This is a genomic window from Labedella populi (assembly GCF_004078655.1).
Taxonomy (GTDB): Bacteria; Actinomycetota; Actinomycetes; order Actinomycetales; family Microbacteriaceae; genus Labedella; species Labedella populi.
Window position 1 is genome coordinate 778,108 of record NZ_RZNC01000001.1, and the last position, 14,840, is coordinate 792,947.

Consider the following 14,840-nt stretch of genomic DNA (forward strand, 5'->3'; position numbering starts at 1 on the left):
CGGCACTCGACTACTCGAGTGCCGCCGGGGCCCCGTGGTGCGGGGTCAGGCCGTCGTGGGTGAGGCCGTGGTCGCCGGCGCGGTCGGGGTGAAACGCCGCGCCGGGACCGTGCGTTCCGTGGCGACCCGGATCGTCGAGACGATGAGGGCGGCGAGCGTCCAGAGCACGAGGCCGACGATCGCGGGGGCGAGGCCCGTCGTATCCGCGGCGATCGCGCGGATCGCCTCCTGAGCGGGCGCCACCGGCAGGAAGCCGAACACGGCGTCGAGCGCGTCCGGCACGGTCGCGACGATGCCCGTCGCGAGCGTCACGAGGGCGACGATCATCGCGATGAAGCGGCCGCCACCGTGGAAGACCGCGACGAGTGCCTGCATGACGGCTGCGAACGCCACTCCGGTCAGGGCGAGCAGTCCGGCGAAACCGAACCACTCGGCGATCCCGAACTCCAGTTGGAACTGCAGGACGCCTGCGACGAGCACGCCCTGGATCGCGCCGGCGATCCCCGCGGGCAGGAACGAGCGCAGCACGAGACCGACGGACGAGCGCGTCGAGCCCACGAGGGTCGTCGGCACCGCGCGCAGCAGGATGAACGACGCGAAGGCGCCGAGCCAGAGGGCGAGCACGGCGTAGAAGGGCGCGCCCTTCGAGCCGAAGTCCACGCCGCCGCCGTCAGCAGCGACCGGATCGGCCACGACCGACGCGAGGTTCTCGCGCTCGCTCTCGTTGTACGTGGGAAGCGCGTCGACAGCCTCATCGAGTCCGTCGGCCAGCTGCCCGACGCCGTCGGCGAGTTGGCCCGTGCCCTCGGCGAGGGTCGTCGTGCCGCCCGCGAGTTGCCGGACGCCGTCCGCGTACTGGTCGACGCCGTCCGCGTACTGCGTTGCCCCGGAGGAGAGCTGGCTCGCGCCGCTCGAGAGCTGAGCCGTGCCCGATGCCACTTGTGCAGCACCGTCGGCTGACTGCGCGATCCCGCTCGCGAGGGATGGGGCGTTTCTCACGATGCCTGCGGCACCGGCACCGATGGTGGATGCATTCGCGACGAGTTGAGTTACCTGCCCGTCAACCGGCTCGGCCACCGCGGCTTCGAGTCCTGCAGCATACTGATCGAGTCTCTTGCAGAACTCCTGAGAGCCATCACACGTTTCCGCGAATCCTCGCGCCGCCTGGGCTTGGGTTCGGAGCCCCTCGGCGCCCGCCGACACGAGTGCGGGGAACGCTGTTGCGAGTCCGGACACTCCGTCGGCCAGCACATCCGCGTCCGCCTGTGAGGGCAGTTCTGCCGTACCGTCCGCGATCTGGCGCAGGCCGGATGCGAGCGACTGCGCGCCGTCGTTCAATTGGCTTGCGCCGTCGGCGAGCCCACGTGCGCCAGACGCGATACCGTCCGCGCCGGTCGCAAGGGTGTCCGCGCCTGTCGCGAGCTCGGCGGTTCCGGTCGCGAGTTCGTCGGCGCCCGACGCGAGTTCGTCCGCTCCCTCCGCGGTCTGCTGCGCGCCGTCGGCGGCCTCACCGAGCTGGTCGCCGAGCGTGTTGAAGCCGAGGTAGATGTTCTCGAGGTAGGACGTCGTGAGCTCGCGCCCCGTGAGCGATGCTGCCGTCGACGTGATAGTCGCGGTGAGAGCGTCGTCGACGAGGCGGGTGCGGTCGGACGTCGTGACGTCGATCGTCGCCTGCTCGGCGTCCTCCGCGTCACCACCGACGGACGTCGCCGCCTCGGAGAAGTTCTCGGGGATCGTGACGACGGCGACGTAACTGCCGTCGGCGAGGCCCGCGTCGGCGTCCTCCTCATCCGTGATGACCCAGTCGTAGTTGGGGTCGTCGTTACTGACGAGTCCGGCGGAGAGCTGGCGGCCGAGCGGGACCTGCTGGCCGTCGATCTCGACGGGCTCGTCCGCGTTGACGATCGCCGCGGTCACCTGCGGGAGGCGATCCTGCGGATCCCACAGCGCCCAGACCAGGATGCCCGCGACGACGAGCGGGACGAGGATGATGCCGACGATGGACGCCCAGCCGATGCGGCGGGGGCTGCCGGCGCGTTCGAGAAAGCTCACGGGGGTGCTCATGCGCGTACCTGCGTTCCTGCGTGTGGAGAGTGTGTGGACGCATCGGCGGGCGAGCCGCCGGCGTCCGCGAGTCTGTGGGTGATGCCGGGGGCGGGGAGCACGTCGCTCGTGTCGCCGGTGGTCCCGAGGAGGAGTGCCGTCCGGACGCCCGACCGGGACTCGGCCGTCGCCGTCGCGTGGAGGAGGTCGCGGATGCGGCCGCGCTCGACCGGGTCGGTCACGACGTCGACGCCGTCGACCGCGATGACGGAGGGACGCTCGGCGAGGCCGCGGCGCAGCGCGGTCACCGGGTCCACCGAGTTGCCGAGATCCACGTAGCCCGTGCGCGAGCGGACACCACTCGCGCGCACGGGCAGCGGGAGCCCCGCGACCTTGAGACGGCCGTCCGAGATCTCGAGCCGGCCGGTGAGCGCGAGCAACGCCGCCGAGACCTCGTGGGGCGACGAACCGGAGACGACGACCGACTCGCCGACCGGCACCATGAGTGAGAGGTCGTCGAGAATCGCCGCGTCGTCGGTCGCGACGCGCACGTCCTGCGCCGCGATCGCGACGTGCTCGCCGCCGAAGTCGCGGAGCGCGAGCTCCTTGTGGATGCCCTCGCCCTCGACGTCGAAGTGGGGGAGCGCGCGGTCGAGACGCTTCGGGATCCACCACGCGCGCTCGCCGAGCAACGCGAGGATCGCCGGGATGAGCGTCATGCGCACGACGAAGGCGTCGATGAAGACTCCCGTCGCGAGGCCGAGCGCGATCGGCTTGATGTTCGTGTCGCCCTCGGGGACGAAGGCCGCGAACACCGCGAACATGATGATCGCCGCGGCGGTCACGACCTTCGCCGAGCCGAGGAAGCCGGTCTCGATCGATCTGCGCGCGTCGCCCGAGTGCACGTAGTCCTCCCGCATCCGTGCCACGAGGAACACCTCGTAGTCCATCGCGAGACCGAACAACACACCCATGAGGATGATCGGCATGAAGCTGATCACCGGCCCGGTGTTCGCGACGTGGAGCAGGTCGGCCCCGACGCCGTTCTCGAACACGAGCGCGACCACGCCGAACGACGCGAGCACCGAGAGCAGGTACCCGAGCGCCGCCGTGACGGGGACCCAGATCGAGCGGAACACCATCGTGAGAAGGATGAGCGAGAGGCCGACGACGAGGATGCCGAACGGCAGTAGCGCACGACCGAGCAGATCGGAGATGTCGATGCCGACGGCCGTGAAGCCCGTGACCGAGAGGTCGACGTCGTACTCGTCGAGGAAGTAGTCGTGCATGTCGCGGATCTCCGCGACGAGGGCTTTGGTCTCGACGGAATCGGGCGATCCCTCCGGGATGACCTGGATGATGCCCGTGTCGGCCGTCATGTTCGGTGTCGCGAGCGGCACGGCGGCGACGCCGTCGAGGTCTTCGAGCTCCGACTTGAGGTCGTCCATGAGGCCGAGCGGGTCCGTGCTCTCGACGATCGTCCCCGTCACGATCAGGGGGCCGTTGAACCCCTCACCGAAGTGGTCGGAGACGAGGTCGTATGCGACGCGTGCCTCGTCGTCCGGCGGGAGAGCGCCCGCATCGGGGAGGGCGAGCCGCAGCCCGGTGGCGGGAAGGGCCAGGAGCGTGACGACGCCGACGACGCCGAGGATCGTCACGATGGGCCAGCGGGTCGCTGCGCGGACCCAGCCGCGGAAGAAGCGGTTGGGCTTCGCGGTTCCCTCGTCCTCCATGGCCGCTGGCGGCAGCGGTTCGCCGTTCGTCTCCGGGATCGCGCGCCGGGCGCGCTTCGAGACGATGCGCGTGCCGACGATGCCGAGGATCGCCGGGATGAGCGTGAGGGAGATGACGACGGCGATTCCGACTCCGACGGCGGCTGCGACACCCATGATCGTGAGGAACGGGATGTTCGCGACAGCGAGGCCGACGAGGGCGATGATGACGGTGAGACCGGCGAAGATGACCGCCGATCCCGCCGTCGCGACCGACTGCGCGGCAGACTCCTCGGGGTCCATGCCGCGCTTCAGGTTGTCCTGGTGGCGCGAAATGATGAACAGGGCGTAATCGATGCCGACCGCGAGACCGAGCATGAGCGCGAGCATGGGCGTGGTCGAGGTCACGGAGCCGAAGGCCGTCGCGATGAAGATGAGGCACACGGAGATGCCGACCCCGAGGATCGCCGTGAGGAGGGGGATTCCGGCGGCGAGAGCTGACCCGAACGTGATCATGAGCACGACGAGCGCGATCACGACCCCGAGGACCTCGGTGAGCGTGAACGCCGGGAACCCCGTGCTGAAGAGCTGTCCGCCGAGTGCCGACTCGGCGCCCTGGGGCAGCGCCTCCGCAAGCGACGCCGCCGCGTCCTCAATGTCGGAGCGCGTCCCCTCGGTGATGTCCCCGGCTTCGCCCGTCAGCTGGATCGAGATGATCACGGCGCCCTCGTCATCCGAAATCGAACCGTCGACGTTTTCGTCGTACGGGGACACGGCGCTGTCCACCTGGCGCAGGTCGTCGAGCTCGGCGATGACGTCTTCGACGGGCTCCCGGACATCGTCATCGAGGACGGAGCCACCGTCGGGCGCGACGACGACGATCTGGGCGCTCGCACCGCTCACTTGGGGGAACGTCGCCGCGAGACGGTCGAGAGCCTCTTGCGACTCGGTTCCGGGGATCGAGATTCCGTTGTCCGTGCCCTGCTGGAAGAGCAGGGCGGACCCACCGGCGAGAGCGAGGACGACGATCCAGATCGTGACGACGGTCTTGCGCATGCGGAACGCCCAGCGCCCGAGCGAGTACAACAGTGACGACACGCGGTCTCCTGAAGAAGGGATGAGAAGGGATCGATACACCGGCGTATCCGATACATGAATGTATTCGATACACTGGTGTATCGCAATCCGGCACAGGAAAGGCTCAGATGTCCACAGACGTCGATACCGCGCCCGCCGTCGGCGACTCCGAGCGCCGCCGCCGTACCCGCGAACGCCTCATGGACGCGGCGTTCGACGTCTTCGCCGAGGCCGGCGTGCACACCGCCTCCGTCGAAGCGATCTGCGAACGCGCGGGCTTCTCGCGCGGGGCGTTCTACTCGAACTTCGAGTCGAAGGAGGAGCTCTTCTTCGCCCTCTCCGACCGTGAGGTCGACAAGACGCTCGCGCGGGCGACGGACATCGCCCGTGAGGTCTTCCCCGCGAGTGCGCCGAACGGCGAGGACGTCGCGGAGGTCGTGCGCACCATGATCCAGTTCGTCCGGGGGGAGGCGAACTGGCACCGGATCGTCGCGGAGTACCGCTTGCTCGCGATGCGCAGCGGCGACGTCGCGACGCGATACCTCGACTTCACGCGCCGCCTCAACGAGCGCGTCGGCGACATGCTCGAGACGATCACGCTGGGCGCCGGCCTGCGGTTCGTCGGTGACATCCGGCTCATCTCGCGCACGCTCATCGCGCTCTCGAGTGCGATCACCGAGGAGCAGATGCTCGGCGGTCAGTCCACCGACGGAAGAGAAACGGAAGGTGATCCCCTCGACTTCGAGGCGATCGTCGCCTACGTCCACCTCGTCACGGAGCCGGCGATCGACTGACGGCGGCCATCGCTCGTCCGCCGTCGCGCGATGTGCACGCCGGTCCGCAACGGGTTCCGCGTCCCGTCCCGCGCCAATACCGTTGGCGGCATGAGTATCTCGAAAGGCGACACGGTCTCGTGGAACACCTCCCAGGGGGAGACCCACGGGAAGGCGGTCCGGAAGCGTGTGAGCGACTTCGAGTTCGACGGCCAGACGTTCAAGCCGACGAAGGACGACCCGTACTGGATCGTCGAGTCGGAGAAGTCGGGCAAGCAGGCCGCGCACAAGGAGTCGTCGCTCACGAGGGAGTGATCCGTCCGGCCGTCCCCTCGACGCGAAAGTGCGGGCTTCGGTCGCCATTCCGTGAGGAACGACGACCGAAACCCGCACGTCGGGGGTGGGGAACGGCTAGCTCACGCGCTTGGCGACGCGGTTCTCCGCTCCGACCATCCACGCGTACTGCTCGAGCTTCTCGATGATGCCGTGCAGGATGTCGGCGCTCGTCGGGTCGTTCTCGTCGACGGTGTCGTGCACCTCGCGCATCGTGCCGACGACGGCCTCGAGTCGCTGGACGACGAGGTCGACGGTCTCGGCGGTGTCGATCTCACCGTGAGGGAACTCGGGAAGCGTCGTCGTCGCCGACACGGTGTCGCTGCGGCCGTCCGGGACGGCGTGCAGCGCTCGCAGTCGCTCGGCTACCTCGTCGCTGAACTCGCGGGCGGCCTCGATGATCTCGTCGAGCTGGAGGTGCAGGTCCCGGAAGTTCTTCCCCACGACGTTCCAGTGCGCCTGCTTGCCCTGGAGGTGGAGCTCGATCAGGTCGACGAGCACGGCCTGCATGCAGTCGGTGAGCTCCTTCGAGGCGACGAATCCCTTCTCGGCGTTCTGACGGCGGGTCTTCTTGCCGCCGGCGTCTGCGGGAGCGGTGGTCGTGCGTTCGAGAGTGTCGGTCATTCCTTCTTCTCCTTCGTGCCGCGACGTTCGCGGCGTCGTTCCGGTGATGGTGGTTCGGGTGGGTCAGGTGGTCGCGACGGAGCCGGCGTCCACGCGGTAGTTCGAGCCGTTCACGAACGACGCGAGGTCTGAGCAGAGGAAGGCGATGACGCTCGCGACCTCCTCGGGACGACCCCGTCGGCCGAGTTCGATGTAGGGACGCTCCTCCTCCAGGAACGACGCGATCGCCTCGTCGACATCGGTGCCGCGCTGCGCAGCACGCTTCTCCATCATCGCGTCGGTCATCGGCGTGTGGATGAAGGCGGGCGAGACCGCGTTGACGAGCAGTCCCTCCGCGGCGTAGCTGCGTGAGAGGCCCTTCGCGAACGCGAGCACGCCGGCCTTCGCCGCGCAGTACGGCAACTCGTCGTCGTACGGCTGCACGGCGTCCTCGCTCGCGATGAGAACGAGTCGGCCCCAACCCCCCGATCGCAGGTCCGGCAGGAATTCGCGGACGAGCCGGACGGGACCCATGAGGTCGGTCTCGATCGTGTCGACCCAACCGGCGTCGTCGATCTCGTGGAAGAGCCCCTGAGTGCCGGTGATCCCGGAGGACTGCACGAGGATGTCGATCTCGCCGACCGCCTCGCGCGTCCGCGCGTGCAACGCGGCGAGGTCGTCGACGCTTCGCACGTCGGCGGCGAAGGCGAAGAGCTTCCCGTCGGCGGCTCCGAGTCTCGCCGCTGCGTCGTCGAGCTTGCCCTGATCCTGGTCCGAGATCACGACAGTGGCACCCTCGGCGAGTAACGTCTGGGCCGTGTGCCACCCGATTCCGGAGTCACCGCCGGTGATGAGCGCCGTGCGGCCGCTGATTCCGAGGTCCATTCGACTCCTTCCGTGGACGCAGATCTGCGCCTTCCCCCTACTCTTCTCCGGTCTCGCGGAGAGCGCAGGGGGTTGCACGTTCAGGAAGGAGGGATCACTCCGTCGGCCTCGTCCCGGGGAACCGTCCTCACCCCGCGAAGGCGAACACCGGGCGTCCCGGAACGCCGACCTCGAGGGTGAAGATCCCGCCGCTTTCGGGGCTCTCCTTTAGTTCCTCGGGCGAGAGGTTCTCACGAGCGGTTCCGACGAAGAGGGTACGGAGACCGGCGCCGCCGAGAGTCACGCTCGTGACGTTCGGCGCGGGCACCTCGACGGTGCGGTCGATCGTGCCGTCGGGAGCCCAGCGCACGACGACGCCCTCGCCGTAGAGACCGTTCCAGAGGTAGCCGTCGACATCCCGCACGATGCCGTCGGACGGGCGGCCCACGAGGAAGGGGGCGCGTTCCGCGAGGGCGCCGCTCCGCGGGTACGGAGCGCGGAAGACCGTCGAGAGGTTCGTGTCGCCGAGGTACATCTCGCTGCCGTCGTCATTCCACTCGAACGCGTTCGTGGTGCCGAAGCCGCTCGCGAGCAACTCGACCGAGCCGTCGGGCCGGACGCGGTGGATCTCCGCGACCGGATCGTCGCCGCCCTCGTTCATGCCGCCGACGATGAAGTCGCCGAACGGGTCGACCTTGCTCTCGTTGACGCGGACCGACTCGGACGCGAGCGGGAGCAGCGCGAGCTCGCGCTCGATCGCGCCGTCGTCGTCGAGGAGCAGGACGCGGTCGCGGTCGCCCGCGACCACAAAACCGCCGCCGCGTCGCGGCTGTACGGCGGAGACGGGCGGTGGCAACTCGACGACCGTGTCGGCTGACCCGTCGGCGGGACCGTCGATCGGGCTCACGTGCAGCAGCCCCGCGGCGATGTCGACCCAGCAGATCGCTCGCCGCCCGGCGTCCCAGTAGAGGCTTTCGACGAGTTCGGCTCCCGTGGCACGGAACGTTCGCATGGTCATCCTGTGGTCTCCTCGATCGTGATGGCGGCGTTGATGAGCGCGAGATGGCTGAGCCCCTGCGGGAGGTTGCCCCAGAAGTCGCCCGTGTCCGGGTCGATCATCTCGGAGTAGAGTCCGACGTCGTTCGCGAGCGCGATCATGCGCTCCATGAACGCGTGCGCTTCGTCGCTCCGTCCGACGCAACCGAGAGCGGAGGCGACCCAGAACCCGCACGCGACGAAGGGGAACTCCTCGGACTCGACGCCCGAGTAGCGGTAGGGCGGCCCCGCCGTCCCGAGCTCGGCGAGGACGGCGTCGATCGTCTTCGACATGCGCTCACCGCGGTCGAAACCACTGGGCGCGTGCAGGAGGACCGACGTATCGAGTTCATCGCCGCCCGGGTGCATCGTCCACGCCTGCTTCGTCTCCGACCAGCAGTTCTCCCACACCCATGCGTGGATGCGGTCGCGTTCGGTGCGCCACCGCTCGACGCTCCCCGAGAGTGCTCCGACATCGGCGAGGTGCACCGCGGCGTTGAGCGCTTGCCAGCAGCCCATCATCGACGAGGTGTGGCGGCGCAGGTCCGGCAACTCCCACATGCCCGAGTCGGGGTGACGCCACAGATCGCACGTGACGTCGGCGACCTGAGCGAGGAGCCGCCGTGTCGGCACGTCGAGGACGTTGCCGCCCGCGACGTGCTGTCTGGCGATGTCGATGAGGTCCCCGTAGACGCCGAGCTGCAGTTGCGATCCAGCGGGATTGCCGGAGACGACGGGCCCCATGCCGCGCCATCCGGGTGCGCTGTGCTCGACGGGCGCCACGGGATCCTCTCCGTGGAGGTCGAAGAACACGCGGAGATGGGCGCCGTCGGACTTCACGGCGTGCAGGATCCACGACAGAGCCGAGTGCGTCTCTTCGCGGAGCCCGAAGCGCACGAGCGCGCGCGTCGTGTACGCGAGATCCCGCACCCACGCGAACCGGTAGTCCCAGTTCTTCCCGCCGCCGCGGCTCTCGGGGAGAGAGGTCGTCACGGCCGCGGCGATCGCGCCCGTCTGGCTGTGGATGAGGAGCTTGAGGGCGAGCGCGCTCCGGTGGACGGATTCGGCCCACGGGCCGTCGTATGCGAAGGTGCGTGACCACTGACGCCACTCCTCGATCGTGCGGTCGACCCGGTGGACGGCCGCCTCCGGATCCGCCACATGCAGAGGCTCGTCGAGCGTCCCCGTGATGATGAGCGCGTGGGCCGAACCCTCCGACGTCGCGAACGTGCCGCGTGGCATGCCGTCCCCGTCCTCACCGGGCTGCCGACCGGGCTCCGGACCCGTCGACTCCTCCGGTCCGTGTCCGGCGCCCGAAACGGCGATCGATGCCCCGTCGACGTGGAGTACGGTGCACACTGCGCCACCACCACCGCCATCACCACCGCCCTCCTCCGCCTCGGGGTCACGAGCGCCTGACGGCAGATCCTCCACCCACGGCGAGGCCGTCCCGAGCGCCGTTCCCGGCCGGACGCACCACCGCATCTCGACGGAGCCCGACAGGCCCTCGACGCGGCGGGAGAGTTCCGTCCAAGGAAGGGGACCGGCGACGCCCGTGACGAGCGCGTCGGTGACGCGCACCCGACCGGTCTCGGTCGTGAAGGTCGTCTCGAGAACGTTGGTCCCCCGCACGTAGCGCCGCGCCGCGCGGAACCCGCCGACGGGTCGCAACTCGATCCGGCCGCCCTCCTCCTCGTCGAGGAGTGATGCGAAGACGGGAACGCCGTCGAGCGCCGGTACGGCGAGCCAGTCGATGCGGCCGTCGGAGCGCACGAGAGCCGCCGTGCGCCCGTCGCCGATCACGGCGTAGTCACGGAGCGGGGCGTAGTCGTCGGAATCCGATGTCGTACGAGGCTGCATCCCCTCACCCTAAACACGTGTCGCGGGTCCCGGGAGGAGTTGCGCAGACGGCGCCGACGGGTCAGGTCTCCTCAGGAACGCGACTTCGCTTCCGCGCGGGCCTTCGCCTTCGCCTTCGCCTTGTCGGAATCGGCGAAGAGCGTCTCGGCGTGCTCGAGCTCCATGCCGTTCGTCTCCGGGACCTTCCGCCACACGTAGAGGCCGGACAGGAGCGCGAGCGCCGCATAGAGTCCGTAGGTGAAGGTGAGCGAGAGCTCCGACAGCGGCGGGAACGAGACCGTCACGAGGAAGTTCGCGATCCACTGGGCGGCGGCCGCGACGCCGAGCGCCTTGGCGCGGATGCGGGTCGGGAAGATCTCGCCGAGCAGCACCCACACGAGCGGGCCCCACGAGGCGCCGAAGCCGACGACGAACAGGTTCGCGGCGATGAGGGCGACGGGGCCCCAGACGCCCGGGAGGGAGACGTCATCGCCCGACCCTTGCGAGAACGAGAACGACAGGGCCATCGCGGCGAGCGACAGCGTCATGAGGGCCGAGCCGCTCAGGAGGATCGGCTTCCGACCGATGCGGTCCACGAGGACGATCGCGACGATCGTCACGAGCACGTTCGTCACGGACGTGATGACGCTCACGAGCAGAGAGTCCTGCTCGCTGAAGCCGACGGCCTTCCAGAGACTCGTCGAGTAGTAGAAGATCACGTTGATGCCCACGAACTGCTGGAACACCGAGAGGATGATGCCGACCCAGACGATGGGGTGCAGGCCGAAGGCCTTACCCCGCAGCGACGCGTCCGCGTGCTTGCGGTCCTCGTCGATCGCCGTCTGGATGTCACGGACGGAGCGGTCGAGGTCGTCCGCCGGGACGAGTCGGGAGAAGATCTCGCGGGCCTCGTCCGTGCGACCGCGCGCGAGCAGGTACCGCGGCGACTCGGGCATCGTGTACGCGAGTACCCCGTAGACGGCGGCCGGCACGACGCCCACCAGGAACATCCAGCGCCACGCCTCGAGCCCCCACAGCAGCGGCTCCGACGCACCGCCCGCGATGGTCGCGAGCAGGGCATCGCTCAGGAGTGCGGCGAAGATACCGAGGGTGATGGCGAGCTGCTGCAGCGAGCCGAGGCCTCCCCGGATCTGGCGGGGCGCGATCTCCGCGATGTACGCGGGAGCGACGACCGATGCGATGCCGATCCCGACACCGCCGACGATGCGCCAGACGATGAGGTCCCACGGGCTGAACGTGAGCGCCGATCCGATCGAGTTCGCGAAGAAGAGCACGGCGCCGATCATCATGACGCGACGGCGACCCAAGCGGTCGGAAAGGTTCCCGGCCATCACCGCTCCGACGGCGCACCCGAGGAGTGCGACGGCGACGACGAACCCGGTGAGCGCACTGCCGAGCTCGAAGTTCCCGTCGATCGAGTCGACGGCGCCGTTGATGACGGAGCTGTCGAAGCCGAACAGGAACCCGCCGACCGCCGCCGCGATCGAGAGGGCCACGGCGCGCCGTCCATATGGTGTCCGGACGGTGAAGCGGGTGTCGTCTGTCTTGTCAGTCTGCTCAGCCACCCGCACACGCTAGTACCGACCGGGCAGGCAGGAGCGAGGGTGGACAAGCGTGTCGCCGAGCGATACGCGACCTCCGGCCTCCTCCGCCATGTGGCCGGCGTCTCCCGGGTTGTCACATATCAGCGGTCGCGAAGCCGTTTCACCGCGGAGATGCGACAACCCAAGGGGGACGGAGGGCGGAGGGCGCGTGTCGGGGGAGGGAGGCGAGGACGCGGGAAAAGCGTCAGACGGCGGTTGCGCCGAAGTGCTCGGGGAGCGTTGCGGCGGAGCGCGCCCGCAGGTCCTCGGCCTCGATCGTGAAGACGTCCTGGATCTCGAGAGCCGTGCCGTCGGTCACGCCGATGCGCAGCACCGGGTAGCCGCGCACGTCGCAGAGGGCCTGGAAGCGCACGTCGTCCTCGCGTGGGACGGAGACGATGACACGGCCGGTCGACTCGGAGAAGAGCGCCGTCGTGAGGTCGACGCCGTCGCGCTGCATGACTTCTCCGAGCCAGACACGAGCGCCGACGCCGAAACGCATGACGCTCTCGGCGACGGCCTGGGCGAGCCCACCGTCGGACAGGTCGTGCGCCGAAGCGAGCAGCGACTGCTGCGATGCGGCGTGCAGGAGACCCGCGAGCGTCTTCTCGGCCTCGAGGTCGACGGCCGGCGGGCGACCGCCGAGGTGACCGTGCACCGTGGCGGCCCACGCGGAGCCGTCGAACTCCTCCTGCGTCGTGCCGAGGAGGTAGATGTTGTGGCCCTCGTCCTGCCAGCCCGAGGGAACCCGGCGCGCGACGTCGTCGATCACGCCGAGCACACCCACGACGGGCGTCGGGAAGATCGGCGTGTCACCCGTCTGGTTGTAGAACGAGACGTTACCGCCCGTGACAGGGATGCCGAGCTCGAGGCACGCGTCCGAGAGGCCCTCGACGGCCTGCGAGAACTGCCACATGACCTCGGGGTTCTCGGGGCTGCCGAAGTTGAGGCAGTCGGTGACGGCCGCCGGCACGGCACCCGAGACGGCGACGTTGCGGTACGCCTCCGCGAGGGCGAGCTTCGCGCCCTGGCTCGGGTCGAGCTGGCAGTAGCGGCCGTTCGCATCGGTCGCGATCGCGAAGCCGAGCCCCGACTCCTCGTCGACGCGGATCATGCCGCCGTCGTCGGGGAAGCTCAGCGCCGTGTTGCCGAGCACGTAGTAGTCGTACTGGTCGGTGATCCAGTTCTTCGACGCGAGGTTGGGCGACGCCACGAGGGAGAGGAACTGCGCGAGCACGTCCTCGCTCGACTCCGGGCGGGGGAGGACAGCGGCCGTGTCGGCGTTGAGGGCGTCGATCCACGTCGGGTAGGCCACCGGACGCTCGTAGACGGGACCGTCGACGGCGACCGTGCGCGGGTCGACGTTCACGATCTCCTCGCCGTGCCAATCGATGACCAGACGACCCGTGTCGGTGACCTCGCCGAGCACACTCGTCTCGACGTCCCACTTCGCCGTCACGGCGAGGAACGCGTCGAGCTTCTCGGGCTCGACGACCGCCATCATGCGCTCCTGCGACTCCGACATGAGGATCTCCTCGGGAGTGAGCGAGGGGTCGCGCAGCAGGACGTGGGAGAGCTCGACGTGCATGCCGCCGTCGCCGTTGGAGGCGAGCTCGCTCGTCGCGCACGAGATACCGGCTGCACCGAGGTCCTGGATGCCCTGCACGAGGCCGTCGCGATAGAGTTCGAGGCAGCACTCGATGAGGACCTTCTCGGCGAACGGGTCGCCGACCTGCACGGCGGGACGCTTCGTCGGGCCGGTGCTGTCGAACGAGTCGGACGCGAGGATCGAGGCGCCGCCGATGCCGTCGCCGCCCGTCCGCGCACCGAAGAGCACGACCTTGTTGCCGGCGCCCGACGCGTTCGCGAGGTGGAGGTCCTCGTGACGCAACACACCGACCGAGAGCGCGTTGACGAGCGGGTTGCCCTGGTACACCGGGTCGAAGTACGTCTCGCCGCCGATATTCGGAAGGCCCAGGCAGTTGCCGTAGAAGGAGATCCCGGAGACGACGCCGTGTACGACACGGGCCGTGTCGGGGTCGTCGATCTTCCCGAAACGCAACTGGTCCATGACGGCGACGGGCCGGGCGCCCATCGAGATGATGTCGCGGACGATGCCCCCGACGCCGGTCGCGGCGCCCTGGAAGGGCTCGATGTACGAGGGGTGGTTGTGGCTCTCCACTTTGAAGGTGACGGCCCAGCCCTCACCGATGTCGACGACGCCCGCGTTCTCGCCCATACCGACCATGAGGTTCTTCGTCATCTCCGGAGTGACCTTCTGGCCGAACTGGCGGAGGTAGATCTTGCTCGACTTGTACGAGCAGTGCTCGCTCCACATCACCGAGTACATCGCGAGCTCGCCGGAGGTGGGGCGGCGTCCCAGGATCTCCGTGATGCGGGCGTACTCGTCGGGCTTCAAGCCGAGAGCGCCGTACGGCTGCTCCTTCTCGGGCGTGGCTTTCGCGTTCTCGACGGTGTCTGCGACGGCGGTGGGGGACGCGGGAGTGCTCACGGCGCTTGGGGCTCCTCGGTACGGGCGGGCTTCGCGATGCGGAAGGGGGCTGGTGCGGTGACGAGCTGTCGCCTCAATCCTAGTCGCGTGCAGACGGACGACGCCCCCGCTCCCGGGGTCACCGGGGCGGGGGCGTCGACCGTCCGACTGAGGTGTGACGTCAGGCCGGAAGTCCGAGGGAGAAGCGCACTGCGTTGTTCTCGTCGAGCTGCGCGTCGAGGATGCGATCCGACAAAGCGGTCGCGGCGTTCTCCTCGAGGAAGACGCGAGCGCCCTCCCGCTCGACGATCTGGTCTGCCGCTTCGGGAGCGGGGACCACGTCGACGGCGAAGTCGGTCGTGCTCTCTGCCTGGCTGATACGCAGGCCACCCTCCGTCGTTCCGACGGACTGGTCGGTGATGGTCCGGACGAGCGTGCTGGCGTTTTCGGTCATGGTGAGCATGGA

Annotated in this window: 11 protein-coding genes; 2 read left to right on the forward strand and 9 right to left on the reverse strand. The window is 69.0% G+C overall.

Annotation, left to right across the window (positions count from 1 at the left end):
* Nucleotides 1-45: 45 nt before the first annotated feature.
* Together ELQ92_RS03835 and ELQ92_RS03840 are read right to left on the reverse strand one after the other, a co-directional pair.
* Nucleotides 46-2,064: a YhgE/Pip domain-containing protein gene (locus tag ELQ92_RS03835; RefSeq protein ID WP_128497628.1), complete on the reverse strand. Its 2,019-nt coding sequence runs from the start codon at nucleotides 2,062-2,064 to the stop codon at nucleotides 46-48.
* Complete coding sequence (locus tag ELQ92_RS03840; protein WP_128497629.1) at nucleotides 2,061-4,853, reverse strand: MMPL family transporter; 2,793 nt, start codon at nucleotides 4,851-4,853, stop codon at nucleotides 2,061-2,063. The genes ELQ92_RS03835 and ELQ92_RS03840 overlap by 4 nt, the downstream gene beginning before the upstream one ends.
* 107 nt (nucleotides 4,854-4,960) lie before the next feature.
* Here ELQ92_RS03840 and ELQ92_RS03845 point away from each other — a divergent pair, with 107 nt between their 5' ends.
* On the forward strand, nucleotides 4,961-5,626 hold the full coding sequence (locus ELQ92_RS03845; RefSeq protein WP_128497630.1) for a TetR/AcrR family transcriptional regulator: 666 nt from the start codon (nucleotides 4,961-4,963) through the stop codon (nucleotides 5,624-5,626).
* 90 nt (nucleotides 5,627-5,716) lie between these two features.
* On the forward strand, nucleotides 5,717-5,920 hold the full coding sequence (locus ELQ92_RS03850) for a hypervirulence associated TUDOR domain-containing protein (RefSeq protein WP_128497631.1): 204 nt from the start codon (nucleotides 5,717-5,719) through the stop codon (nucleotides 5,918-5,920).
* A gap of 96 nt (nucleotides 5,921-6,016) precedes the next feature.
* On the opposite strand, the gene ELQ92_RS03855 is transcribed toward ELQ92_RS03850, so the two are convergent.
* The 7 genes from ELQ92_RS03855 to ELQ92_RS03885 all read right to left on the reverse strand — a co-directional run bounded on the left by ELQ92_RS03855 (nucleotide 6,017) and on the right by ELQ92_RS03885 (nucleotide 14,837).
* On the reverse strand, nucleotides 6,017-6,562 hold the full coding sequence (locus ELQ92_RS03855) for a Dps family protein (RefSeq protein ID WP_128497632.1): 546 nt from the start codon (nucleotides 6,560-6,562) through the stop codon (nucleotides 6,017-6,019).
* 63 nt (nucleotides 6,563-6,625) lie between these two features.
* Complete coding sequence (locus tag ELQ92_RS03860; RefSeq protein ID WP_128497633.1) at nucleotides 6,626-7,426, reverse strand: SDR family NAD(P)-dependent oxidoreductase; 801 nt, start codon at nucleotides 7,424-7,426, stop codon at nucleotides 6,626-6,628.
* A 127-nt stretch (nucleotides 7,427-7,553) separates the two neighbouring features.
* Nucleotides 7,554-8,423 carry an SMP-30/gluconolactonase/LRE family protein gene (locus ELQ92_RS03865; RefSeq protein ID WP_128497634.1) on the reverse strand — a complete coding sequence of 290 codons (870 nt, stop codon included), beginning with the start codon at nucleotides 8,421-8,423 and terminating at the stop codon, nucleotides 7,554-7,556.
* Nucleotides 8,420-10,300, reverse strand: a complete 1,881-nt coding sequence (locus ELQ92_RS03870) for a glycoside hydrolase family 15 protein (protein WP_128497635.1) — start codon at nucleotides 10,298-10,300, stop codon at nucleotides 8,420-8,422. The genes ELQ92_RS03865 and ELQ92_RS03870 overlap by 4 nt, the downstream gene beginning before the upstream one ends.
* A 71-nt stretch (nucleotides 10,301-10,371) precedes the next feature.
* A complete protein-coding gene (locus ELQ92_RS03875) occupies nucleotides 10,372-11,865 on the reverse strand; it encodes a sugar porter family MFS transporter (RefSeq protein ID WP_128497636.1) in 1,494 nt (497 codons plus the stop codon).
* Between the two features lie 223 nt (nucleotides 11,866-12,088).
* Complete coding sequence (gene purL / locus ELQ92_RS03880) at nucleotides 12,089-14,395, reverse strand: phosphoribosylformylglycinamidine synthase subunit PurL (RefSeq protein ID WP_128497637.1); 2,307 nt, start codon at nucleotides 14,393-14,395, stop codon at nucleotides 12,089-12,091.
* 160 nt (nucleotides 14,396-14,555) lie between these two features.
* Nucleotides 14,556-14,837 (reverse strand): hypothetical protein, encoded by a 282-nt coding sequence (locus tag ELQ92_RS03885; protein WP_128497638.1) that lies wholly within the window; start codon nucleotides 14,835-14,837, stop codon nucleotides 14,556-14,558.
* Between the last annotated feature and the right edge of the window lie 3 nt (nucleotides 14,838-14,840).